At 73.6% G+C, this 22,567-nt stretch carries 19 protein-coding genes and 2 pseudogenes; 11 read left to right on the top strand and 10 right to left on the bottom strand.

Features of this window, described 5'->3' with window-relative positions; translation table 11 throughout:
* Nucleotide 1 precedes the first annotated feature (1 nt).
* Both sdhC and Q3Y56_RS13775 read right to left on the bottom strand, forming a co-directional pair.
* On the bottom strand, nt 2-382 hold the full coding sequence (sdhC, locus tag Q3Y56_RS13780) for a succinate dehydrogenase, cytochrome b556 subunit (RefSeq protein WP_304462216.1): 381 nt from the start codon (nt 380-382) through the stop codon (nt 2-4).
* 178 nt (nt 383-560) lie between these two features.
* Nucleotides 561-1,039: pseudogene (locus Q3Y56_RS13775) on the bottom strand (2-oxo-4-hydroxy-4-carboxy-5-ureidoimidazoline decarboxylase).
* Nucleotides 1,040-1,488: 449 nt separating this feature from the next.
* On the opposite strand from Q3Y56_RS13775, the gene Q3Y56_RS13770 reads away from it, so the two are divergent.
* From Q3Y56_RS13770 to Q3Y56_RS13755, 4 genes are all read left to right on the top strand, one after another.
* A complete protein-coding gene (locus Q3Y56_RS13770) occupies nt 1,489-3,126 on the top strand; it encodes a family 20 glycosylhydrolase (protein WP_304462215.1) in 1,638 nt (545 codons plus the stop codon).
* Nucleotides 3,127-3,442: 316 nt separating this feature from the next.
* On the top strand, nt 3,443-4,480 hold the full coding sequence (locus Q3Y56_RS13765; RefSeq protein ID WP_304462214.1) for a DUF4328 domain-containing protein: 1,038 nt from the start codon (nt 3,443-3,445) through the stop codon (nt 4,478-4,480).
* 93 nt (nt 4,481-4,573) lie between these two features.
* On the top strand, nt 4,574-5,239 hold the full coding sequence (locus tag Q3Y56_RS13760; RefSeq protein ID WP_304462213.1) for an RNA polymerase sigma factor: 666 nt from the start codon (nt 4,574-4,576) through the stop codon (nt 5,237-5,239).
* Nucleotides 5,239-6,426, top strand: a complete 1,188-nt coding sequence (locus Q3Y56_RS13755; protein ID WP_304462212.1) for a hypothetical protein — start codon at nt 5,239-5,241, stop codon at nt 6,424-6,426. The genes Q3Y56_RS13760 and Q3Y56_RS13755 overlap by 1 nt, the downstream gene beginning before the upstream one ends.
* Before the next feature lie 190 nt (nt 6,427-6,616).
* Here Q3Y56_RS13755 and Q3Y56_RS13750 read toward each other — a convergent pair whose 3' ends face one another.
* The gene (locus Q3Y56_RS13750; RefSeq protein ID WP_304462211.1) at nt 6,617-7,609 is read right to left on the bottom strand and encodes a L,D-transpeptidase family protein; all 993 of its coding nucleotides are present in this window, start codon (nt 7,607-7,609) and stop codon (nt 6,617-6,619) included.
* Between the two features lie 182 nt (nt 7,610-7,791).
* Here Q3Y56_RS13750 and Q3Y56_RS13745 point away from each other — a divergent pair, with 182 nt between their 5' ends.
* Together Q3Y56_RS13745 and Q3Y56_RS13740 are read left to right on the top strand one after the other, a co-directional pair.
* Nucleotides 7,792-9,381, top strand: a complete 1,590-nt coding sequence (locus tag Q3Y56_RS13745) for a methylmalonyl-CoA mutase (RefSeq protein ID WP_304462210.1) — start codon at nt 7,792-7,794, stop codon at nt 9,379-9,381.
* Nucleotides 9,382-9,465: 84 nt separating this feature from the next.
* Nucleotides 9,466-10,023 (top strand): hypothetical protein, encoded by a 558-nt coding sequence (locus tag Q3Y56_RS13740; RefSeq protein ID WP_304462209.1) that lies wholly within the window; start codon nt 9,466-9,468, stop codon nt 10,021-10,023.
* Between the two features lie 32 nt (nt 10,024-10,055).
* Here Q3Y56_RS13740 and Q3Y56_RS33505 read toward each other — a convergent pair whose 3' ends face one another.
* Together Q3Y56_RS33505 and Q3Y56_RS13735 are read right to left on the bottom strand one after the other, a co-directional pair.
* Entirely contained in the window at nt 10,056-10,361 is a 306-nt protein-coding gene (locus Q3Y56_RS33505) for a hypothetical protein (protein ID WP_369696744.1), read from the bottom strand.
* Nucleotides 10,340-10,942 (bottom strand): NAD(P)-binding domain-containing protein, encoded by a 603-nt coding sequence (locus tag Q3Y56_RS13735; RefSeq protein ID WP_369696743.1) that lies wholly within the window; start codon nt 10,940-10,942, stop codon nt 10,340-10,342. The genes Q3Y56_RS33505 and Q3Y56_RS13735 overlap by 22 nt, the downstream gene beginning before the upstream one ends.
* 194 nt (nt 10,943-11,136) lie before the next feature.
* Here Q3Y56_RS13735 and Q3Y56_RS13730 point away from each other — a divergent pair, with 194 nt between their 5' ends.
* Both Q3Y56_RS13730 and Q3Y56_RS13725 read left to right on the top strand, forming a co-directional pair.
* A complete protein-coding gene (locus Q3Y56_RS13730; RefSeq protein ID WP_304465602.1) occupies nt 11,137-12,546 on the top strand; it encodes an amidase in 1,410 nt (469 codons plus the stop codon).
* A gap of 117 nt (nt 12,547-12,663) precedes the next feature.
* On the top strand, nt 12,664-13,209 hold the full coding sequence (locus Q3Y56_RS13725; RefSeq protein WP_304465601.1) for a gluconokinase: 546 nt from the start codon (nt 12,664-12,666) through the stop codon (nt 13,207-13,209).
* A gap of 21 nt (nt 13,210-13,230) precedes the next feature.
* Here Q3Y56_RS13725 and Q3Y56_RS13720 read toward each other — a convergent pair whose 3' ends face one another.
* Both Q3Y56_RS13720 and Q3Y56_RS13715 read right to left on the bottom strand, forming a co-directional pair.
* The gene (locus Q3Y56_RS13720) at nt 13,231-14,628 is read right to left on the bottom strand and encodes an FG-GAP repeat protein (RefSeq protein WP_304462208.1); all 1,398 of its coding nucleotides are present in this window, start codon (nt 14,626-14,628) and stop codon (nt 13,231-13,233) included.
* Nucleotides 14,629-14,670: 42 nt separating this feature from the next.
* Nucleotides 14,671-16,281, bottom strand: a complete 1,611-nt coding sequence (locus Q3Y56_RS13715; RefSeq protein WP_304462207.1) for an FAD-dependent monooxygenase — start codon at nt 16,279-16,281, stop codon at nt 14,671-14,673.
* A gap of 98 nt (nt 16,282-16,379) precedes the next feature.
* Between Q3Y56_RS13715 and Q3Y56_RS13710 the strand changes: the two genes are divergently transcribed.
* The gene (locus Q3Y56_RS13710; protein ID WP_304462206.1) at nt 16,380-17,036 is read left to right on the top strand and encodes a TetR/AcrR family transcriptional regulator C-terminal domain-containing protein; all 657 of its coding nucleotides are present in this window, start codon (nt 16,380-16,382) and stop codon (nt 17,034-17,036) included.
* Between the two features lie 2 nt (nt 17,037-17,038).
* Here Q3Y56_RS13710 and Q3Y56_RS13705 read toward each other — a convergent pair.
* From Q3Y56_RS13705 to Q3Y56_RS13695, 3 genes and pseudogenes are all read right to left on the bottom strand, one after another.
* Nucleotides 17,039-18,088: pseudogene (locus Q3Y56_RS13705) on the bottom strand (acyltransferase family protein); the annotation flags it as partial.
* Between the two features lie 115 nt (nt 18,089-18,203).
* Complete coding sequence (locus Q3Y56_RS13700; protein ID WP_304462205.1) at nt 18,204-19,607, bottom strand: polysialyltransferase family glycosyltransferase; 1,404 nt, start codon at nt 19,605-19,607, stop codon at nt 18,204-18,206.
* Nucleotides 19,607-20,584, bottom strand: coding sequence for a glycosyltransferase family 2 protein (locus Q3Y56_RS13695; RefSeq protein WP_304462204.1), 978 nt, complete (start codon nt 20,582-20,584; stop codon nt 19,607-19,609). The genes Q3Y56_RS13700 and Q3Y56_RS13695 overlap by 1 nt, the downstream gene beginning before the upstream one ends.
* Nucleotides 20,585-20,807: 223 nt before the next feature.
* Between Q3Y56_RS13695 and Q3Y56_RS13690 the strand changes: the two genes are divergently transcribed.
* On the top strand, nt 20,808-22,142 hold the full coding sequence (locus tag Q3Y56_RS13690; RefSeq protein ID WP_304465600.1) for a DUF6716 putative glycosyltransferase: 1,335 nt from the start codon (nt 20,808-20,810) through the stop codon (nt 22,140-22,142).
* Nucleotides 22,139-22,564 (top strand): hypothetical protein, encoded by a 426-nt coding sequence (locus tag Q3Y56_RS13685; RefSeq protein WP_304462203.1) that lies wholly within the window; start codon nt 22,139-22,141, stop codon nt 22,562-22,564. Before Q3Y56_RS13690 ends, Q3Y56_RS13685 begins: the two co-directional genes overlap by 4 nt.
* The last annotated feature ends 3 nt before the right edge of the window (nt 22,565-22,567 follow it).

Genomic DNA, 22,567 nt, shown 5'->3' with positions numbered 1-22,567 from the left:
GTCAGCTCCCGAACCAGTCGCGCAGCGTGTGCTGAAGGATCGGGTAGAAGGCGCCGGCCATCAGCGCCACCCAGACGCCGACGACGGTCCACAGCATCTGCCGCTGGTACTTCGGGCCCTTGGACCAGAAGTCGACGGCGATGACCCGCAGACCGTTGAGCGCGTGGAAGAGGATGGCGGCGACGAGGCCGTACTCCATCAGGTTGACGATGGGGTTCTTGTACGTGGCGACGACGTCGTCGTACGCCTCTGGCGACACGCGGACGAGCGAGGTGTCGAGCACGTGCACGAACAGGAAGAAGAAAATGAGGACGCCGGTGACTCGGTGAGCCACCCAGGACCACATGCCTTCCCGGCCGCGGTAAAGCGTTCCAGCCGGCACGGAAAACCCTCCGGGAGCGGGGATCGGGGCCTGCCGGCTTCGCTGTCGGTCGGGCCCGGCCGGGTACGGTCCACCGGCCCTGGCCATCGTAGCGACGTGTTGTCGGTTCCTTCGCTCGGGGTCGAGCGGTGTGATCAAACAGGCACGTACGGGCTATCGCACAGGGACGAACGGGTATCTACCGGCAGATTCCGGCGAGGTGTGTGAGGCGGCCGCGGGCCATACGGCGTAGTTCGTCCGCGCAGACCGCGGTTTCCGTTTCCTCGTCGTGACCCAGTCGCATGCGGATCGCCGCCAGCTCCGCGTCGAGCGCCTCGTCCGGGCGGACGCCGTCGAGGCAGATGACGAACACATGCCCGAATTTTCGCTCGTACTCCGCGTGCGCCGCGGTCAGCGCGGTGCGGGCGGCCGGTGAGATCAGCCCGCGGGGCGGGGTGCGGCGTACGGGTGGCGCGGTCCGCGCGCCTCCGCGGCGAGCGCCTCGGCGAGATCCGCGGCCGTCAGGTCGTAGCTCGCCTCGTCGCCCGCGGCCAGCAGGGACTCCAGGTCCGGGTACGGGCGGTGCGCCGCGATCCGCCGGGCCCAGCCGCGGCTGCCGCAGCAGGCGAGCAGCGCGGCCTCGGCGGCCCCGGCGGGCGCCGTGTTGAAGCGGTCCAGGCTCCGGGGCCGGGAGGTGCGCGGCCCGGTGGCCGCGGAGAGGGCGGCGGCGGTGGCGCCCGCGGCGGCGGAGACCGCAGCGGCGGGGACGGGGACGGTGGCGGCCGGGACGGTGGCGCGGGGCTGTCGCCGTCTGACGCGCCGGGCCGGCGAGGTCGGGGCGGGAGTGTCGCTGGACAGCGTGGGCTCCTCGGGCGCGCGGGACGGGAGGGCTTCGGTGGGACGGGAGCGACGTAACCGTAACGGGGTATGTCCGGCTCTGTCCGGTGGATCCGCGCAATTCACCCGGACGGGAGGGCTCTCCCCGGCGTGGTGGACGACTCCTTGACGGCCCCTGGCATGGATCTTGGCGTGGATCTTGGCGTGGGCGCGCCCGGACCGCGGCGGTGCGCGGAATGCGAGAGTCCGGCTACGCCCGTACTTTCGGGCGTAATGAGGAGGTTTCTTCCATGAGGGTGCCGCGCATGTCCCGGCCCACGCCGATCCGGGCCGCTGCCGTCGTGACCGTCGCCGCCATCGTCGCGCCCCTCATGACCCTGGCCGGGTGCGGCGACGGGGACGGCCGGTCGAAGCCGAGCCCCAGCCGCCCCCGGACCACCGCCCCGTCCTCGGCCCCTCGCTCGCCCTCGCCCTCCGCCACCCCGTCCCCGACGAGCCATCCGGTGCCGCCGCCGCGCACCATCCCCGCCGTACGGACCGCCGACACCCGCTCCGGGCCCGGCTGGCGGCCCGGCGGCGGCAGCCGCGTCGTCGCCGACCCCGAGGGACCGCTCGCCGACGAGGCCCGGCTGCTCGCCGGCGAACTGCGGCTGTCCACCGGCGACGGCCCGCCCCGCCGCGGCGACGTGGAGCTCGCCGTCGCCTCCGGGCACACCGGCGGCCCGGAGGCCTACACCCTCGCCGTCCACGACGGCCGCGTCCGGATCACCGGCGCCGCCGACGCGGGCGTCTTCTACGGCACCCGCACCCTGCTCCAGGCCGTCCGCTCCACCGGCGGCCTCCCCGACGGCGAGATCCGGGACCGGCCCGAGCGCCCGCAGCGCGGCCTGCACCTCGACATCGCCCGCAAGTACTTCACCCCCGCGTGGATCGAGGCCCGGCTGCGGGAGATGGCCGACCTCAAGCTCAACCAGCTCGCCCTGCACTTCTCCGACGACCAGGGGTTCCGCATCCAGAGCGACACCCACCCCGAGATCGTCTCCGAGCGCCACCTCACCAAGGACCAGGTGCGGCGGATCGTCCGGCTCGCCGGCGCTCTGCACATCACGGTCATCCCGGAACTCGACTCGCCCGGCCACCTGGGCGCGGTGCTGCGCGCTCACCCCGACCTCCAGCTGCGCCGCGCCTCCGGGACGCCCGTCACCGGCTCCGTCGACATCGCGAACCCCGCCGCCGCCCGCATCGTGGACGATCTGCTGCGCGAGTTCACCCCGCTCTTCCCCGGCCCGTACTGGCACCTGGGCGGCGACGAGTACCTCGCGCTGACGGCCCGCGACCCCGAGGCGTCCTACCCGCGGCTCGCCGCGGCGGCCCGCCGCGACCTCGGCGGCCGGGCCCGGGTCCAGGACCTGGCGACGGACTGGCTCAACGACCGGGCGAGGCTGGTGCGGGGCCTCGGCAAGACCCCCAAGGCATGGAACGACGGCTTCTTCCCCGGCGGCGTCGTCGCCCCCGACCGCGCCTTCCAGGTCGAGTACTGGACCGGAAGGGAGATCGGCGCCCGCCCGCCCGCGCAGTACCTGGCCGAGGGCTGGAAGATGGTCAACCTCAACGACGAGTACCTCTATTACGTACTCGGTGAGCCGAACCAGTTCCGCTACCCGACAGGTGAACGTATTTACGAGGAGTGGTCCCCGGAGGTACTGCGCGGCACCCGGCCGGTCCCCGGCGGGCTGCCCACCGGTCCTGACCGGGTGCTCGGCGGCAGGCTCGCCGTCTGGTGCGACCGGGCGAACGCGCAGACCCAGGAGCAGGTGGCCGCCGGCATCCGGCTGCCGCTACGGGCCGTCGCCCAGCGGCTGTGGGACCCGCGGAAACCGGCTCTGAGCTGGCAGGACTTCACGGTACTGGCGGGGCGCGTGGACTAGCGGGCCCGGCGGAACCACGGGCGCGGCGGCGCGGAGACCGCCCGGAAAGGGCGGAGGAAGGGCGGAGAAAAAGGGACGGCCGGGGCCGCCACCCCCCACAGGAGAGGCCCCGACCGTCGTCCAGGGGCGGGCCGCTCACCGACCCGCATCACTTACAGCGTCGCACGCCGGGATTTCGTCACACCCGGGCGCCCGCTTCCGCTCTGGACTTGACTGGGCCCCTGCCCGTAACGTGCAGGTCCGCGCCGTCGTGCGGTGTGTTGGTCATTTTCCTTGCGTGGTCCGGAGCCGGCCACGCCTCTGGGGGACTCGAAGAATGTATCCGTGTGGGAACTGCCGGGCTGCCGCCGTCGGGCCGGACGGGCGGTGCGCCGCGTGCGGCACGTACCAGCAGCAGCTGTCGCAGGCCCCGGCGCCGCCCGCGGGCCCCGCCCCGTACCCGGCTCCCGCGATGGGCATGCCCGCCGCCGGGGCCGACCTGCGGCGCGGGCTGTCCACCACGCTCCAGGTGCTGCTCGGCATCGTGGCTCTCGCCTTCCTCGGAGCGCTCATCGCGCGGTTCCACCAGTGGTCGCTGGCCGGTGACGCGATGGACGGCGAGCCCGTGACCATGGCGGAGGCCGACGACGCGGACGACACCTTCGGGGCGATGCTCCTGCTGTCGATGCTGGCCTGGATCGGCCCGGCGATCGCCTGGCCGATGTGGTTCCACCGGATGCGCCGCAACGCCGAGGTCTTCGCGCCCGGACAGCACCGGCTGAGCACCGGCTGGGCCGCGGGCTCCTGGTTCACCCCGGTGGTCAGCCTCTGGTTCCCCAAGCAGATCGCCAACGACATCTGGCGCGCCAGCTCCCCGCACGGCCCGCAGCAGGCCCCCACCGGTCTGCTCAACGCGTGGTGGGTCTGCTGGATCGGGGGCGTCAACCTGTTCGGAGTGACCTTCGGCTGGTACTCCAACGCCCACGAGAAGGTCGAGGACAACCTCTTCGGCGACGACGACGTGCTCAAGGAGGCGCACAACGCGATGTTCTCCAACGTCATCGCCTTGGGCGTCATGGTCGCCGCGGCGGTGCTGGCCATCCTCCTCGTCCGCCGGCTCACGGCCATGCAGGAGCAGCGCGCCTCCCTCCCGCCGCAGGGCGGCCCCGCGCCGTACGGGGCGCCGAATCCGTACGGCGCGGCGAGCCCGTACGGCCAGCCCGGTGCCGCGCCCTACGGCCAGCCCGGTGCCGCGCCCTACGGCCAACCCGGTGCCGCGCCCTACGGCCAGCCCGGCCCCGCGCCGTACGGCCAGCCGGGCTCCCAGCCCGGCGCGTATCCGCCGCCCCCCGGCCCCGGCCCCGCCGGCTACTGATGGGAGGCGGCCACGGCTGACTACGGCATTGGCATCGGCAGCCGCGTCGGCATCGCGGGGCGTGGGTTTCTCCGAGTGGAGCGGGAAGAGGGCGTGCAGGGGGACGACGCGGAACTGACCGCCGCGGTGCGCGCGGCGCAGAACGGGGACGAGACGGCGTTCCGGACCGTGTACCGGTCCGTGCACCCGCGCCTGCTCGGATACGTACGGACACTCGTCGGCGAGTCCGACGCGGAGGACATCGCCTCCGAGGCGTGGCTGCAGATCGCCCGGGACCTGGGCCGCTTCACCGGCGACGCCGACCGGTTCCGGGGCTGGGCCGCGCGGATCGCGCGCAACCGCGCCCTCGACCACATCCGGATGCGGGGCCGCCGCCCGGCCATCGGCGGCGACGAGACCGAACTGGAGGGCCGCCCCGCCGACGCGGACACCGCCGGCGAGGCGCTGGAGGCGCTGGGCACCGACCGGACGCTGGGCTTCATCGCCCAGCTGCCGCAGGACCAGGCCGAGGCCGTGGTGCTGCGGGTGGTCCTCGGGCTCGACGCGAAGAGCGCCGCCGACGTGCTCGGAAAGCGGCCCGGAGCGGTGCGCACCGCCGCACACCGGGGCCTGCGCCGCCTCGCGGATCTGCTCGGCCCGGCCGCGGACGGCGACCCGGCGGTGCTCGACGGCGTACCCGCGCAACGGGAGACCCGGCGCGGAGCGGCGAAGTCGGCCGGTGTGACGGATTCGCGCGCGCGTACGCAGAAGGACATGTGATGGCCGACGACCACCGCTACGACTGGTTGGACAACGATGCCGTGGAGCGGTTGCTGCGCGGTGAGCAGGTCGATGCGCGCCAGACCACGCCGGACCGGGACGAGCGGTCGCACGCCGAAGCGGAGCGGTTGGCCGCCGCGTTGAAGGCGCTCGCCGAACCGCCCGCGCTACGCGCGGAGCCGCTGCCCGGCGAGGAGGCGGCCGTGGCCGCTTTCCGCGCCGCACGGGCCACCGGAACGGTGCGTTCGAGTGAGGTGGCGGGGATACGGGCCTTCGGCCCGCGACTGGGCCGCCTCGGCGCCGACCACCCCTCGCGGCTGCGCCGACCGCTGCGCGCGGGCATGGTCGTGGCCCTGGCGGGCTGCGCCTTCGGTGGCATGGCCGTCGCGGCCGGGGTGGGCGTCCTGCCGACGCCCTTCGGCGAGAGCGACGAGCGGCGGCCCGCGACGACGGCGTCCGCCGGGGCGACGGCCGGCGGCGCCTCGGTCAGGCCCGAGGTCTCCGGCGGCTCGGTCACGCCGTCGCCGGGCGCGACCGGCCCGGACGGCCGCACCAAGGGACCCGGTGACCGCGACGGCGACGGGGACGAGCGCCCCGGCACGGTCGCGAGCGGGACCCCCGGGGACGGCGACGAGGACGGCCGCACGGAGGGCCCGGACACCGGAACCGGATCGACGCCGGTGCCGGACAAGACGAAGTGGGTGCTCAGAGTCTGCCGCCAGTACGTGGCGGGGCAGGGGGCCGAGATCGAGCCGACGCTGCTGAAGAAGCTGGAGAACACGGCGGGCGGCGCGGCGGCGGTCCGCTCCTACTGCGAGCGTGTCGTCAAGAACGCGGGGGAGACCGGCGGCGGCTCCGGCGGTTCCGGTGGTTCCGGCGGTGGCTCGGACGGCTCCGGTGGCTCCGGCGGTTCCGACGGCTCGGGCGGTGGCTCCGGGAGCGGCGGCGGTTCGGGCGGCTCCGGCGGCGGTTCCGGTGGTGGCGGCTCCGGCGGCGGCTCCAGCGGCGGCGGCTCCAACGGTGGCGGTGGCGGCGAGAACGGCGGAGGAAAGGGCGGCGGAAACGGAAGCCCTCCTCCGCCTTCTGACTCCACCGCCACGCCCGTTCCCACCCCCACCGCCCCCGCCACCGCACCGGCGACCGCGGCTTCCCCGACGGCTCCGGGCACCGGAGAAACACAGGTGTGACGTTTTTTGCGGCGGTGACGCTGTAAGAAACAAGGCCGACTGGTCATCGGCCGCGCGGGAGCCGGGGTTCCCCCCGTACCTACGGCACCGCGCAACCTGGCGCGGGTGGGGCACGTTCCCCCGGCCCCACCCGCGCCCCACTTCATCCCCTCCAGCCCCAGCCGAACGAGTCCGGCCCGGTCGATGCGCCCTACCGGTAGACGACGACCCGGTCGCCGGTGCGCACCTGGCCGAAGAGCGTGGCGAGCTTCGCCTTGTCCCGCACGTTCACGCATCCGTGGGACGCCCCGTTGTAGCCGCGGGCGGCGAAGTCCGACGAGTAGTGCACGGCCTGGCCGCCGCTGAAGAACATCGCGTACGGCATGGGCGTGTGGTAGATCGACGAGACGTGGTCCCGGCTCTTCCAGAACACCGTGAACGAACCCTCGCGGGTCGGGGTGTACTGCGCGCCGAACCGCACGTCCATCGCGCTGCGGACCGTGCCGTCGACCATCCACGTCAGGGTGCGGCTCTGTTTGCTGATGCACAGCACCCGGCCGGTCAGGCAGCGCTTGTCCGGCTTGGCGACCGGGCGCGTGGTCACCGGGTACAGCTGGTCGCGGGTCGGTGCCTTGGTCCTGGCCTTCAGGGCCTTCCACGTCAGCGGGCCCGCGTTGCCGGTGGTGGGAAGGGCGTGCGCGCGCTGGAAGGCCAGCACCGACGCCTGCGTGATCGGGCCGAAGTACCCGGTCGGATTGAGCTTGAACAGCCCCAACTGGAGCAGCCGCGCCTGGAGTTCGCGGACCTTCGTGCCCGTCGAGCCGAGCGACTGGACCCCGGGCTGCGCCGCGGCGACGGCGCCCGCCACCGTGCCGGACCTGCCCTTGAGCGTGCCGGGCGGCACCCCCGTCGCGTTGGCGCTGCGCGCGCCCTCGCTCGGCGCGGTCTCCAGCGCCACCTCCTGGTCGGCGGCGAGCTCCGCCTTCCGCTGCGCGGCCTCCGCGGCGGAGCCGCCCGCCGCGCCGCCGCCCCCGGCGCCGTCCGCCTCCTGCCGCGTGTGGTTCCCCCCGTCCGCGGCCCTGCCGCCGGTGACTCCCGCTCCCACCCCGCAGCCCGCGGTCAGCGCGGCCGCCGCCGCGACCGCCGTCGCGACACGGATGACGGATGACCGTATCCGGATCATCAGCTTCCCCTCCCGGTGCATGACTCTCCCCGCACATCCTCTGATGCCCGCGCCCCTCAGGGGGTGAACATCCGACAAGAGCGGCAAAGCTTTCCGTGTCGACCGAACCGAATGGCACGATGAACGTGTGGGACGCGATTGACTCGACCGAACGTGATCGTTGCGCCGGCGACCGGCCGGCGACGGACCGGGAGGCGTGAACCATGGCCCGCGAGACGGAGTCGGGACTCCCCATCGAGCCGGTGTACGGACCGGAGGCGCTCGCCGGGTGGGACCCGGCACAGCGGCTGGGCGCGCCCGGCGCGTACCCGTACACCCGCGGCGTGTACCCGTCGATGTACACGGGGCGGCCGTGGACCATCCGGCAGTACGCGGGCTTCGGCACCGCCGACGAGTCCAACGCCCGCTACCGGCAGCTGATCGACCACGGCACCACCGGCCTGTCCGTCGCCTTCGACCTGCCCACCCAGATGGGCCACGACTCCGACGCCCCGCTCGCCCACGGCGAGGTCGGCAAGGTCGGCGTGGCCGTCGACTCCCTCGACGACATGCGGCTGCTGTTCCACGGGATCCCGCTGGACGAGGTCTCCACGTCGATGACGATCAACGCGCCCGCCGCGCTGCTGCTCCTGCTCTACCAACTCGTCGCCGAGGAGCAGGGTGTGGCCCCCGCCCAGCTCACCGGCACGCTGCAGAACGACATCCTCAAGGAGTACATCGCGCGCGGTACCTACATCTTCCCGCCGGGCCCCTCGCTGCGGCTGACCGCCGACATCTTCCGCTACTGCAAGGCCGAGATGCCGAAGTGGAACACCATCTCCATCTCCGGCTACCACATGGCGGAGGCGGGCGCCTCGCCCGCGCAGGAGATCGCCTTCACCCTCGCCGACGGCGTCGAGTACGTCCGCACGGCCATCTCGGCGGGCATGGACGTGGACGACTTCGCGCCCCGGCTGTCGTTCTTCTTCGTCGCCCGCACCACCCTGCTGGAGGAGGTCGCCAAGTTCCGTGCCGCCCGCCGCATCTGGGCCCGCGTCATGCGCGAGGACTTCGGGGCCCGCAACCCCCGGTCGCAGATGCTGCGCTGCCACACCCAGACCGCGGGGGTCCAGCTCACCGCCCAGCAGCCCGAGGTCAATCTCGTACGCGTCACCGTCCAGGCGCTGGCCGCCGTGCTCGGCGGCACCCAGTCGCTGCACACCAACTCCTTCGACGAGGCCATCGCCCTGCCGACCGAGACCGCCGCCCGGCTGGCGCTGCGCACCCAGCAGGTCCTGGCGAACGAGACGGACGTGACGGAGACCGTGGACCCGTTCGCGGGCAGTTACGCCGTCGAGTCGATGACCGACGACCTGGAGGGTGCCGCCGTGGAGCTGATGGAGGAGGTCGAGGGCATGGGGGGCGCGGTGGCCGCCATCGAGCAGGGCTTCCAGAAGAGCGAGATCGAGCGGAACGCGTACCGGATCGCGCGCCAGATGGACAGCCATGAGCGCGTCGTGGTCGGCGTCAACCGCTTCCAGCTCGTCGAGGAGCAGCCGTACGAGCCGCTGCGGGTCGACCCCGCCATCGAGGCGCGGCAGGTGGCGCGGCTGGCGCGGCTGCGGGACGAACGGGACGGGGCGGCGGTGGACGCGGCGCTGTCGGCGCTGTGGGAGGCCGCGGCGGCCGATGCCGCGAGCGTGAACGTCATGTACCCGATGAAGGCCGCGCTGGCGGCGCGCGCCACGGTGGGCGAGGTGTGCGGTGCGCTGCGGGAGGTGTGGGGTACGTACGTTCCGGCGGATGCTTTCTAGGACGAGTCGAGGGGGGACGGGGCCGATGCGCGGGAGCAGGTCGGGTAGCGCCGCGGTGGCGGCGGTGGTGGTGCTGGCGGGGTCTTGACCGCCGGATGCGGCGGTGACGATGACGAGGACGACGGCCTCCTGGGCGGCAAGAGGCCGGGACAGGGGCAGGGACAGCCGGACGCCACGGGCTCCGGCCCGGCGCCGAGCACGCCGCGTCCGGTGCGGGGCGGGCCGCTGCGATTCGTGGCGGTGGCACAGGAGCGGCCCGGCGCCTGCGCGGCCGAGTCGGCCACGTCCTTCACCGATGAGGCATCCGGGAGCTGCCTCACCGTCGCCTCCGGGGACGGCGGCGCCGACGGCATGCGGGTCACCGGCACGCTGTCGTCCGAGGCGTCGTACGACGCGGAGAACGGCAGCGGCTGGACCGTGAAGATCAAGCTGACCAGCGGCGACGCCAAGCGCTTCGCCGACCTCACCGGCCGACTGGCCGGCCGGACGCCCCCGGCCAACCGGCTCGCCGTCGTCCGCGGGAACGAGCTGCTCTCCGCGCCGTCGGTCGCCACCGCCATCACCGGCGGCGAGGTGCAGATCAGCGGCGGCTTCACCCGCGAGTCCGCCGAGCGACTGGCCCGCGACCTCGGCGGTGGGTAGACGGGGCCGGGGTGAACCCCGTGCCCGCGGGCCTACCGGCCCGTGCGCATCACCTCGAAGATGCTGGTGAACCCCTCCGCTCCGCGGCCCTCGGCCAGGGCCCGGTCGGCGCTCGCCTTGACGGCCTCCAGTCCGGTCATGTCGATGCCCTTCGCCCGGCCCGCGTGGAGGACGTGCTCCACACCGGCCGCCATCATCGCGAGGTTGGCCTGCTCGCCCGGGTAGGTCCGGGCGTCGATGTCGGTGGCGATCCCCTCGATGATCGGCGGCATGATCTTGCCGATCTCCAGCGCGAACGGGGCGAAGGCGGTGGCCGTCACGCCTTCCGCGGCCGCCATGGCGAAGGAGCGCAGCAGCCCCCGTACGTGGAGTAGAAGACGTTCAGCATCGCCAGGTCGTAGACCGCGGACAGGCCGGGTTCCGTGCCGAGGAAGGGCAGGTTGCCCGCGAGCGCCCGGAGGGTCGGCTCGTGCGTCTCGAACGCGGACTGCCCGCCGCTGAAGAGGATCAGGGCCTCGGGCAGGCCGATCACCGGGGTCGGCACCATGATGGAGCCGTCCACGTAGTCGATGCCCGCTTCGGCCGCCCACCGCGCGGCTTCCCGCGCCCGCTGCGGGGTGTCGGAGGTCAGGTTGACCAGCGTCCGGCCGCGCAGGGTGTCGGCGAGGGGCTCCAGGACCGCCTGGGAGGCGTCGTAGTCCGTCATGCAGACGACCGTCAGCGGGCCGGCGGCGACGGCCTCGGCGGCGGTCGCGGCGCGCCGGGCGCCCTTGGCGACCAGTTCCTCGTCCTTGCCGGCGGAGCGGTTCCACACCGTCGTGGGGTGGCCGCCGGCGAGGAAGGCGGCCGCCAGTGACTGGCCCATGGCGCCCAGGCCGAGGACGGTGACGGGTGCCGGGGCGGACGTGCTCGCGTGCATTCGAACTCCTGTTCCTTGCGGGTCTTGCTCCAGCGTCCCCGCGGCGGTCCGGATGATCAAGTACTGACAAAAAGGTGCGTAGGCGCCGTGCTGCTGCGCGGCCAACCCCATGCGCACTACCGTTTGTTCGAGGGGTGGTTGTGCGATGGGCGCCGCCCCCACCCACGGCCGAGGAGGCGTACGTGACCGCCGTCATGACCCGGGGCCTGACCGGACAGGCCCGCGCGCTCGCCGAGGGCGAGGTGTCCTCCGTCGACCTGGTGGCCGAGTCGCTCCGGCGGATCGCCGCGACCCGGGCCACGCTCAACGCCTTCCGCCGGATACGGGCCGAGGCCGCGCTCGCGGAGGCCGAGGAGGCGGACCGGCGGCTGGCCGCGGGCGAGCGGTTGCCGTTGTTGGGCGTACCGGTCGCGGTCAAGGACGACACGGACGTGGCGGGGGAGCCGACCGCCTTCGGCTGCCCGGGTGACTTCCCGGTCAAGACGGCGGACGGGGAGGCGGTGCGGCGGCTGCGCGCCGCCGGGGCGGTGATCGTCGGCAAGACGAACACCCCGGAGCTGGGCCAGTGGCCGTTCACCGAGGGGTCCGCGTTCGGCGACACCCGCAACCCGTGGCACCTTGGCCACACCCCCGGCGGCTCCTCCGGCGGCGCCGCGGCCGCCGTCGCGGCCGCGCTCGTGCCCGCGGCCCTCGGCTCCGACGGCGCGGGCTCGGTCCGCATCCCCGCCGCCTGGACCCATCTGGTGGGCGTCAAGCCGCAGCGCGGCCGGATCTCGACCTGGCCGGACGCCGAGTCGTTCAACGGCATCACCTGCCACGGCACCCTGGCGCGTACGGTCGCGGACGCCGCGCTGCTGCTGCACGCGGCCGCCGGCAACCGGCCGGAGGACGTGCACCGCCCGCCCGCCGTGGACGTCCTGTCCGCGGTCGGCCGCGACCCGGGGCGGCTGCGCGTCGCCCTGTCCTTCAAGCCCGCGTTCACGGGCCTGCCGCACCGCCTCGACCCGACCGTGCGCGCCGCCGTCGTACGCCTCGCGGACCGGCTGGCGGCCCTCGGCCACGAGGTGTCGGAGGCCGATCCGCGCTACGGGCAGGTGGGCCTGGCCTTCGTGCCGCGGGCCACGGCCGGGCTGCGGGACTGGGCCGACCGCGTCCCCGACCCGGCGCTGCTCGACGCCCGCACCCGCACCGCCGCCCGCACCGGCCGGCTCCTGGGCGGCAGACCGCTGCGGCTGGCCCGCGCCGCCGAACTCCCGCTGCGCCGGAGGGTGGGCGAGCTGTTCCGCCGGTACGACGTCGTGCTGACCCCGACCACGGCCGTGCCCCCGCCGCGCATCGGCACCATGGCCCGGCTGTCCGGCTGGGCCACGGACCGCGCGATGATCGCGGCGTGCCCCTACGCCTGGCCGTGGAACGTCCTGGGCTGGCCGGGCGTGAACGTCCCCGCGGCCCTGACCGACGGCGGCCTCCCCCTGGGCGCCCAACTCCTGGGCCCGGCCAACAGCGAGCCGACGCTGCTCTCGCTGGCCGCGCAACTGGAGGCGGACCAGCGCTGGCACGAGCGGTGGCCGCCGACGGTGACGGCGGGGACGGCCGCGGGGTGATGGGGCCATGCGCCCCGCGGCGCGCGTACTGTGCGTGCCATGGACGCAGCCGACATCGCGGAAGCCCGGGCCCGTGAGGCCGCCCCGACCGGACCGGCGATGGCCCATGAGGACGTCATGGCGCAGCTGGAGGCCGAGGACCGCAGGGCTGCGGGCATCCCAGGGCATCCCCCGAAGCTCGTCGTGGTCATGGGCGTGTCCGGCACGGGCAAGTCCACGGTCGGCGCGCTGCTGGCGGCCGCGCTCGGTGTCCCGTACGCCGAGGCCGACGACTTCCACTCCCCGGCCGGCATCGCCAAGATGACCGCCGGCGTTCCGCTCGACGACGCCGACCGCGCGCCCTGGCTCGACGCCATCGGCGACTGGGCCCGTCGGCACCTGGCCGGCGGCGGAGTGGTCAGCTGCTCCGCGCTCAAGCGCGTCTACCGGGACCGACTGCGCGCGGCGGCCCCCGGCCTGTTCTTCCTCCACCTCACCGGCGACCCCGCGCTGATCGCCGAGCGGATGGCGGCCCGTCAGGGCCACTTCATGACCGGCAGGCTGCTGGACTCGCAGCTCGCCACCCTCGAACCGCTCCAGCCCGACGAGAGCGGCACCGCGCTGGACGTCACCGCCCGGCCCGCCGCCCTCATCGAGCAGGCGCTCGCCGTGCTCTCCGGGTGAGCGCGGCCGCCACCGGCGGCCTCAGTCGGGCAGGTAGCCGCCGAACTGCACGGAGATGTGCCGGTCGCCGAGGGAGCCGGGAGCGTAGATCACCGTGGAGTTCTGCCCGTCCGGACCGGTGGAACGGCCGGGAATCGACCAGGCGATCCCCTCCCAGCCGTAGACGCTGGGGTCGCCGATGGCGATGTCGGCCTTGCCGTCCCGGTTGGTGTCCATCACCCGCACGGATTCGCCGAACGTGTCGCCGGAGCGGTTCGGTACGCCCCCGGCGCCCTGGGCGATCCAGCGGGCCCCCTGGCCCGTCAGCCCCCGGGGCGAGCCCTTGAGGAAGGCGGCGCCGCCGGTGTTGTCCTCTTCCGCCGCGCCGACGACCAGGTCGGCGTGGCCGTCACCGTTCACATCGCCCGCCGATACGTCGGAGCCGAAGCGGTCGTCCGCCTCCGCCCCGCCGGGAACGCCGCTGGTGTTCTGGGTGAAGGTGACGGCCCGCCGGGTGGGGCTGATGCCCTGCGGGCTGCCGTAGGCGACCGTCACCCGGCCTGCGGCACGGATCCGGCCGAGGTCGGCCCACCCGTCGGATACGGCGATGTCGCCGTATCCGTCCTTGTCGAAGTCGCCGATGGCCGCCTCCCGCCCGCCTGCCATGGTCGTGCGCGAGGTGGCGAAGCCCCTGTCCGTGCCGAGGAGGACCTCGGTCCTGCCCTCGCCCACCAGGACCAGGTCCGCCGCGGCGGTCCTGTTGACCTTCCCGGCCACCAGCTTCCGGGCTTCGTGGGCGAGCCGCTTGGCGAGCACGGCCTTCGGCTTTCCGTCGCGGGTGAACGGCCCCTTGTACAGGCGCACGGTCCGGTCCTGGAGTACGGCCAGGTCGCACGTCCCGTCGCCGGTGAAGTCGGCGGCGGCCATCTGCTGTCCGAAGTAGCCGTCCAGCGCCGGTGCCTTGTCCGGGATGTTCGCGCCGCCGCGCAGACCGAGGTTGCCTCCCCACAGGATGGTGACCGTCCCCCGGTCCCGGGTCCCTCCCACGTCCTCGTATGGGGCGCTCACGGCCAGGTCGGCATAGCCGTCGGAGTCGAGGTCGCCGCTGGTGAACGTCTGGCCGAACTGGTCCTCTTCCTCGGCGGTTCCGGGCACGCCGGGACTCTCCTGGCCGATGGGCAGGGGGTTGTTGCCCGGGCCCTGGGCCGATCCGTAGGCGACGCCGACATGGCCGGCGGTCGACCGGCCGCCATGGATGCCGAACGGCGTACCGAACGCCAGATCGCGGTAGCCGTCGCCGTTGAAGTCATCGGCGTACCGGGCGGCGGCGGTGTGCGCAGTGGCCTGGGCGGCCTGGGCGGCCTGGGCGTGGAGAGGCGCGAGCAGCGTCGCCGCGAGGGCGGTGGCCGCGGCGGCACCCAGCGTGTGTCTGTGTCTCATGCGATGCGGTCGCTCCTTGCTGATCGTGAAGCTGACCTCCGGTCAGACCTCCGCCGAGCGCCGAGGGTTGTACGCGTCGGTCGCCCCTGCTCCTGCCCGGTCCAGGACCCCGTAGCGCCTGAGGTGGTCGGCCAGGGCGCGCGTCCCGTCCGGGGTGGCCGGTGCGGCCAGTGCCACGTACCCGTCGGGGCGGATCAGGAACAGGCCGCGCTCGGCGTAGCCGCCGCGTATGTGGCCCGCCGTGTCCAGCAGGTCGGGGGCCGGGCCGCCGACCGCGTACGTCCGCAGCAGATCCCCCTCGTACGGCGGCGGTTCGCAGCCGCCCAGCGCCAGCAGCGTGAAATGAGGGCCGCGGAAGGCGTCGAACAGGCGGTGCGGGGTGAGGTCCGGCAGGGCGCACGGGGCGTCGGGGGCGCGGTCGCCCGCGCGCAGCGCGCCCTGCGGGAGCGCGTGCCGCAGCTCCGCCGCGAGCGGTCCGCCCCGGTAGGACAGCCCCAACTGGTGGACCTCGGCGGTGCGCTGCTGCCCCTCCGCGTCGCCCGCCATGGCCGCCCGGTGGATGCGGGTGCTGATCCCCAGCACCCCGGCGGCGACCGGCAGCCGCTCCTCCTCGTAGGAGTCCAGCAGTGCGGGGTCGGCCCCGTGGCGCAGCACGTGGGCGAGCTTCCAGCCCAGGTTGTACGCGTCCTGCACGCTGGTGTTCAGGCCCTGGCCGCCCGCCGGGGAGTGCACATGCGCCGCGTCCCCGACGAGGAAGACCCGGCCCTCGCGGAACCGGTCCGCCATCGCCGCACGCGTCCGGAAGGTGGAGGCCCACAGGACCTCGCGGACGTCGGCTGCGGTCAGCGGGGTGCGGTCCGCGACCAGTCGGCGTACGGCCTCGGGTGAGGTGTCGGGTACGGCGTCGGTGTCTTCGTAGCCCGCGACCACCTGGAAGTGGTCGGTTCCGGCGAGCGGGCACAGCGCGATGCCGCCGCCCGGGGCCTGCTGCCACACGTGCCAGTGGTCGGCGTCGATCCCGTCGATCCGGACGTCGGCGACCAGCATGGGGCGCGGGTCGACGGTCTCCCCGGTCATGCCGATGCCCAGGGCGGCGCGGACGGTGCTCCGGCCGCCGTCGGCCGCCACGAGGTAGCGGGCGCCTACGGTCGTGGTCGACCCGTCCGCGTGCCGCAGTCGGGCCTCGACCCCGTCCGCGTGCCGCAGTCGGGCCTCGACCCCGTCCGCGTCCTGCGCGAAGCCGGTCAGCTCGGTGCCGAACCGGACGCCGCCGCCCAGCTCCAGCAGCCGCTCGTAGAGGATGCGCGAGGTGCGCCACTGCGGGAGCATCCACACCTCGTGGTACGGGGCGCCCGGCGTCGGCTCGACGCTGTCGATCATCTGGAACGCGCCCAGCCGCCGGTCGCCGTCCCAGTCCATCATCGGCGGGTACGGGCCCCCCGCCGCCCGCACCGCCCCGATGACGCCGAGGTCGTCGAAGACCTCCTGGGTGCGCGGCTGGAGCCCCTTGCCCCGCGAGCCGGGGAACAGCTCGGCGCCGCGCTCGACCACCAGGGCCCGTATGCCGCGCCGGGCCAGATCGACGGCGAGGGTGAGTCCCGCGGGCCCGGCGCCGACGACCAGTACCTCGATCGATGCTTCTTCGGCCGGCATCCCCGCCTCCTTAACGCTGTTAAGTTCCATGCCGACGAGGGTGCGCTTAACGCCGTTAAGTTGTCAAGCGTGCTGCGTGGAGCAGGGACAATGACCCCATGGCGACGACGCGACTGGACCGCGCCCTGGTGGTGGACACCGCGCTGCGGCTGCTCAACGAGGTGGGGCTGGACGGGCTCACCCTGCGCCGCATCGCCAAGGAGCTGAACGTCCAGGCGCCCGCGCTCTACTGGCACTTCAAGAACAAGGGCGAACTGCTGGACGAGATGGCCACCGCCGTCTACCGCGAGATGACCCGCACCCCCATGGCCCCCGCCGCCACCTGGCAGGAACAGCTCGCCCGGACCCAGCGCGGCCTGCGCGACGCCCTGCTGCGGTATCGCGACGGCGCCAAGGTCTTCGGCGGCACCCGGTTCACCGACACCGGCCACGCCGCCGCGATGGAGACCCACCTGCGCGTCCTGGTCGACGCGGGCTTCACCCCGAGCGCCGCCGCGCGCGCGTCCTTCATCGCGTACACCTTCACCCTCGGCTTCGTGACCGAGGAGCAGGCGGTCCGGTCCGCGCCCGGCGAACGCGTCACCCCCGGGTACGACGTCGACCAGCGGGCGGAACGCATCGGCGCGGACTACCCGCTGGCCGCGGCGGCGGGCGCGGACCTGTTCCTGGACTACGAGGAGCGCTTCGAGGAGGGGCTGCGCGCGATCATCGCGGGCATCGAGGCGACCCTGCTGCCGTCGGCCCGGCGGGCCTGAGCTCAGCGTGCCGGCGCGAGCGCCCGTTTCAGCAGGGGGGTGAGCCGCTGCTCGACGAACCGGTACAGCAGCCACGCCAGCAGCAGCATCAGCGCGATGGTCAGCGCGAACGTCGCGTACGACGGGATGCCCAGATGGCGGTGGAGGGCCTCGACCGCCACCCAGCCCAGGTGCTCGTGGACCAGGTAGAACGGGTACGTCAGCGCGCCCGCGACCGACAGCCAGCGCCAGTTCGCCCACTGGAGCCTGCCGCACGCGACCAGGGCCACCGCCAGGTAGCCGAACGCCACCACGGCGATGATGCCGAGCTGGCTGCGGTGGGAGAAGGAGCCCGCGCCGGAGGGGTGCCAGAGCCCGGCGACCGCGTAGTGCTGGCCGACCAGGAAGCTCAGGCCCACGATGCCCCAGGCCAGCGCGTCGTGGCCGAAGCGGTGGATCAGGTACAGGCCGATGCCGCCGATGAAGTACGGGGCGTACTCGGGCATCAGGACGGTCTGAAGAAACGATTCGTCGGTGGCGTCCGCCAGGGCCGCGGCCAGGGTCCACACGGCGCAGAACAGCACCACCCGGTGGCGGCTGGCGCCCGGCAGCACCACGAAGAGCGCGAAGAGCGCGTAGAAGCGGAGTTCCGCCCAGAGGGTCCAGCAGACCCCGAGCACCCGGTCCGCGCCCAGCGGCTGCTGAATCATCGTGAGGTTCAGGAGCGTGTCGCTCGCGGAGACCGTCTTGTACGTGACCCAGGGGAGCGCGAAGACGGCGGTGACCAGGAGGATCGCCGCCCAGTAGGCGGGGAGGAGGCGGGAGACGCGGGAGGCGAAGAAGCCGCGCAGCGGCCGCCCCCACCCGCTCATGCAGATCACGAAGCCGCTGATGACGAAGAAGATCTGGACGCCCAGGCAGCCGTACGCGAAGTAGCCGGAGGCGGTGGGGAACTGGTCGCGCGGCGAGCTGCCCCACGCGTGGGAGATCTCGCCGCCGCGGCCGCCGTAGTGGTAGGCGGCGACCATGAGGGCGGCGAGCAGGCGCAGCCCGTCCAGGGCGCGGAGCCGGGCGGCGGGCCGGGCAGGGGCGCGCTCTTGGAGCCGCGCGCCCCCTGCCGTATCTCCGTCTGTTCCGGCGTTTCGGTCACTCCCGGGCGGGGTGTCGGGAGTGTGTTGCTGGGAGCTGTCACTGGGTGGTCTTCTTCTTGATCTTGCGCTGGACGGCGCGGGCGCGGCGGGCGACGCGGCGGACCGTCTCGTTGCGGGAGACGAACGACAGCTGGGAGGGGACCGCGCCCGGCAGGGCCAGCGCGGTCAGCCGGCGCCGCTTGAAGTAGCGCCAGGTGTTCGCGTCGAGGCGCCTGCTGAGATAGCGCTCGGCGGCGGGCCGCAGGGTCGGGTAGATCTGCGCCTGCATCGCGAAGCCGACCGCCGTGACCAGGCCGGTCAGGTCCGCCTCGCGCGCCGTGCGCTCGCCGTCCGTGGGCGTCCAGCCGGTGACCGCCGCGCGGTCCTCCAGGTCCGGCAGCAGCGCGTCGACGATCGTGACGGGCACCCGGTTGCTGTTCTGATACGGGGTCAGCCGCTCCAGCAGCACCTCGGTGCCGATCCGGGCGGCGGGCAGGCCGTAGAACGCGGTCGCGGTGAGCAGCGCGGTGGAGAAGCAGCCGACCACCAGCGTCGGGCGCAGCCGCTGGTAGAGCACCTCGGCCAGGACCGGCGCGTCCAGCACGGTCAGCTCGGCGCCCAGCTCCCCGGCCTCCTTCTCCAGCATCCGCGACCAGCGGGCGGGGGCGGTGGGGTGCGGCTTGAAGACGATGTTGCGGTGGCCGAGCGCGTACGCGCCGCGCAGCATGCGGACGTGCAGCCGCTCCTCTTCCTCGGGGGTGAGGATGTCCAGCGCGGACAGGTACTGGCCCAGCAGCAGGACCGGCCGCTCGGCCGCCGCGCCCAGCGCGTCCAGCTCCGGCGTCTGCGGGGCCGCGTGGGACAGTTCGGCGAGCGTCTTGGCGAAGGCGTCGGTGGGGATGATCTCCGCCTCGACGCCGAACTCGGTGAGCAGCAGCGGCTTGAGCCCCGGCACCAGGTCCAGATGGAGCAGCCGCCGGATACGGGTGCCGACCAGCGGGTCGAGCTTGTTGCGGGTCGGGCCGTAGCTCATCAGCCCGTCGGCGTAGACGTCGAGCGGGGAGTCGGGGAAGAGCTTGGCGAGGGAGAGCGCCGGGGCCACCTGGATGGACTCCACGGCCAGTTCGACCGTGTCGTCGCCCAGCCCCCACAGCAGCCGCAGGTGCCGCTCCCACAGCGGGACGTCGTTGGCGCGCGGCGACCAGCCGCCCGGGTGGAACGGGCGGATCGTTTCGTTCCACGACAGCAGCCCGTCGAACCGGTCCCGCAGCCGATCGAAGCCCGGCATCTCGTCCAGCGCCGGAGTGGTCTCCGGCGTCGCGGCGTTGTTGCTGATCAGCAGCAGTCTGCGGTCGGCCGGCTCGAAGAGGTCCGCGTCCAGCGCGGCGGCCAGGGTGGCGGCGCCGTAGAGGGTGGAGGCGAAGAAGATCTGGGTGCGCTTGCGTGCGCCGCGCGCGGGCATCAGGCCGCCACCTCTCCGGCCACGGGCCTGCGGCGGAGCCGCCTGAGCCGTGCGGCACGCTCGTAGTCCATGGAGTTCAGCGCGTCTTTCAGTATGTCCTGCGGCATGCGCTTCATCGCCGCCGCGCTCATGGTGCGCAGCTTGCGGGCGACCGCGGGTTCGAATCTTTCGATATTGCCCAGATGGTGCGAGATGATGGCGCAATATGTTCGGACGGCTTTCGGAAGGAGTTTATCCGCCTCCTGATCCCGGGCGGTTTCCTCGATAACCTGATCGAATGCGCGGATGAAGTCGAGTTGCCGTACGTCGCCGATCTGGGTGAGCGAAGAGGCGACGCCGCGCCGGTAGAACACGCCCAGCAGCCCGACCACCGCGAAGCTGCGCGCCTCGCGGTGCAGCCGCCAGATCCACGGCCGGTCCTCGGCGGTGCGCAGGCCGTGCGTGAAATGCAGCAGGCCGTCGTCCGCCAGCCGGCGGTGGTACATGCCCGCCCAGGCGTAGGCGTAGTCGACGGACGTCGAGCGGTCGGCGGGGAGGATGGCGTCGCGCGGGTTCATCACCACGCCGCGGCGGCCCACCGGCACCCGGTGGATCGTGCGCGCGCGGGCGGTGCACTGGACGTGGTCCGTACGGACGAAGTCCACGCCCAAGTCCTCGATCACCTCGAGGAGTTGCTCGTAGTAGCCCGGCGCGAGCCAGTCGTCGCCGTCGAGGAACGTGAGGTACTCGCCGCTCGCCGCGTCCAGTCCGGTGTTGCGCGCGGTGGCGAGCCCGCCGTTCCTCTCGTGCCGCACCAGGACCGCCCCCGGCAGCTCGCGCTCGGCGCGCTCCAGGATCTCCGGCGTTTCGTCGGCCGAGCAGTCGTCCACGAGAATGAATTCGAAGTCGTCGCGTGCGTTCGCACGCAGACTTCGCAGGGTGTCAGGGGCATAGGTCTGCACGTTGTAGAACGGCACGATGACGGAGAGCTTAACCACTCGGGTGACGGTAGGTCGCCGTCTGGCATTCGTCTTGACCTGTGGTGTACCTGAAGGTGAACGAAGAACGTCAGAATGGTTAACCCGACGCTCCGGCCTGCCGCTTCGCCAAGCGTCGACGTGCTGTTAACCGTTTGTTGCACCTGCGTTGGGCGGAGAATCGGAATCGCTTCCTACCGTCGGCGACGTGCCCACTCGTACGAATTCCCCCTTGCGCGCAGCAGTGCTCGCCGACTCCGACACCCGGTGGAAGTGGGGCGCGCTCACCGCGCACCGCCTGGTTTCGTCGGATGATCAGGACGACACCCGGCTGGACGGCTTCCTGCTGCGCGGCCGGGCGACGCCGACGGTGCGTCAGCTCGCCGAGGTGGGAGTGCGGGCGCAGTCGCTGCGCGAGGTCACGGGCGCGGAGTTCGTACAGGCCGTCAGCCGTTCGTCGTACGACGTGATCGTACTGTCGTGCGTCGGCGGGGCCGTGCAGGCGATGCTGCACGGACTGGCGCGGGCCTGGCAGGCACCCGCCGCGGATGCCGCGGCGGCCCGCCGCCCCGTCGTCGTCACCGGCTACGTCGGCGTCGTCTACGAGAAGCTCGCCGACGGCCTGCTGCTGCGGCACGGCGCCGATGTCGTGCTGGCGAACTCCGCCTACGACGCCGACCGGTTCCGCGCGGTCTACCGCGGCGTCGGCGCCGACCCCGGCAGCGTCGTGGAGTGCGCCCTGCCCTTCCTCGGCGGCGCACCGTACGCCCCGGAGGCGCGCAAGAGCCGTACGTATCCGGGCGGCACCGTCGTCTTCGCCGTCCAGCCGTCCGTCCCCGACAACCGCGCCGACCGTACGTACCTGCTGCGCCGCGCCGTGGAACACGCCCGCAAGCACCCCGACCGCGAGGTGCTGATGAAGCTGCGCAGCAGGCCCGGCGAGCACACCACGCACATCGAGGAACTGCCGTACCAGAAGCTGGCGGCCAGGATCGAGGGCGGCGCCCCGCCCAACTTCCGCCTCTCCTACGGCAACATGGGCGAGGTCCTGGACACCGCCGACCTGCTGGTGACGGTCAGTTCGACCGCGGCCCTGGAGTCGCTGCACCGCGGCATCCCGACCGCCGTCCTCACCGACCTGGGCATCCGCGAGGTGCTCGGCAACCACCACTTCCTGGGCTCCGGCTGCCTGGCCTCCTGGGACGAGCTCGACGCGGGCCACCTGCCGAAGCCCGACCCGGAGTGGGTCGCCCGGCAGGGCGTGTGCGCCGGTGGGAGCTACGGGACCGCCTTCGACGCGGCGCGCGAGCGGGTCGCCGAGCTGGCCGCCGCCGCCGAGCTGCCGCCGCCGGCCCCGTACTACACGCCGACCACCGCGCCCGGCTATCTGCCGCGCATCCTCGGCCGGTACGGCTTCCAGCCCGACGGCACCCCGCGGCCCGGCGCGCCCACCGGGGACGCCGCGCCCAGCGGACTGCGGCGCGTCGTCCGCAACACGATGCGGGAGGCGGCGCGCGGCGCGTACCGCCACGGCGTGCAGCGCGTGGCGCCCGTCATCCGCCGGATGGGGGAGCTGTGACCGGCCGCGGCGCCGGGTGGCGCGGACATCCCGGGCAGCCGGGCGGGTACGGGCCGTACGAGTGGCTGGGGCAGCTCGGCCAGTTCGCCCAGCCCGCTCAGCCCGGCCAGCGCGCTGAGCCCCGGCCCGCCCGGCCCGACCAGTCCGCCCAGCGCGTTGAGCTCGCCCAGCCCCGACGCGCCTGGCGGCTCCGCCAGCCGCGACAGCCCTCGCACTCCCCGCAGCCCTGGCGGCAGGGCGCGCGCGGCGCGTACCGCCACGGCGTGCGGCGCGTGGCACTCATCATCCGCCGCCTGGGCGGCGCCGCGAGCAGCCGTCACACCCAGCAGGAAGGCGCGCGCGGCGGACACCGCCCAGGCGAACACCGCCCCGGCGTTCCGCGTGTCGCCCCCGTCACCGGCCGTACCGGGGAGGCGCTGTGAGCC

Origin of the sequence: Streptomyces sp. XD-27 (assembly GCF_030553055.1) — a bacterium.
GTDB lineage: Bacteria > Actinomycetota > Actinomycetes > Streptomycetales > Streptomycetaceae > Streptomyces.
This window is presented reverse-complemented; position numbering and strand designations above follow the sequence as displayed.

Coding starts and splice junctions, on each gene's coding strand:
- Q3Y56_RS13770 (WP_304462215.1), top strand. CDS start 1,489: ATGAGGGTGCCGCGCATGTCCCGGCCCACGCCGATCCGGGCCGCTGCC.
- Q3Y56_RS13765 (WP_304462214.1), top strand. CDS start 3,443: ATGTATCCGTGTGGGAACTGCCGGGCTGCCGCCGTCGGGCCGGACGGG.
- Q3Y56_RS13755 (WP_304462212.1), top strand. CDS start 5,239: ATGGCCGACGACCACCGCTACGACTGGTTGGACAACGATGCCGTGGAG.
- Q3Y56_RS13750 (WP_304462211.1), bottom strand. CDS start 7,609: ATGCACCGGGAGGGGAAGCTGATGATCCGGATACGGTCATCCGTCATC.
- Q3Y56_RS13745 (WP_304462210.1), top strand. CDS start 7,792: ATGGCCCGCGAGACGGAGTCGGGACTCCCCATCGAGCCGGTGTACGGA.
- Q3Y56_RS33505 (WP_369696744.1), bottom strand. CDS start 10,361: ATGGCGGCCGCGGAAGGCGTGACGGCCACCGCCTTCGCCCCGTTCGCG.
- Q3Y56_RS13735 (WP_369696743.1), bottom strand. CDS start 10,942: ATGCACGCGAGCACGTCCGCCCCGGCACCCGTCACCGTCCTCGGCCTG.
- Q3Y56_RS13730 (WP_304465602.1), top strand. CDS start 11,137: ATGACCCGGGGCCTGACCGGACAGGCCCGCGCGCTCGCCGAGGGCGAG.
- Q3Y56_RS13725 (WP_304465601.1), top strand. CDS start 12,664: ATGGCGCAGCTGGAGGCCGAGGACCGCAGGGCTGCGGGCATCCCAGGG.
- Q3Y56_RS13720 (WP_304462208.1), bottom strand. CDS start 14,628: ATGAGACACAGACACACGCTGGGTGCCGCCGCGGCCACCGCCCTCGCG.
- Q3Y56_RS13715 (WP_304462207.1), bottom strand. CDS start 16,281: ATGCCGGCCGAAGAAGCATCGATCGAGGTACTGGTCGTCGGCGCCGGG.
- Q3Y56_RS13710 (WP_304462206.1), top strand. CDS start 16,380: ATGGCGACGACGCGACTGGACCGCGCCCTGGTGGTGGACACCGCGCTG.
- Q3Y56_RS13700 (WP_304462205.1), bottom strand. CDS start 19,607: ATGCCCGCGCGCGGCGCACGCAAGCGCACCCAGATCTTCTTCGCCTCC.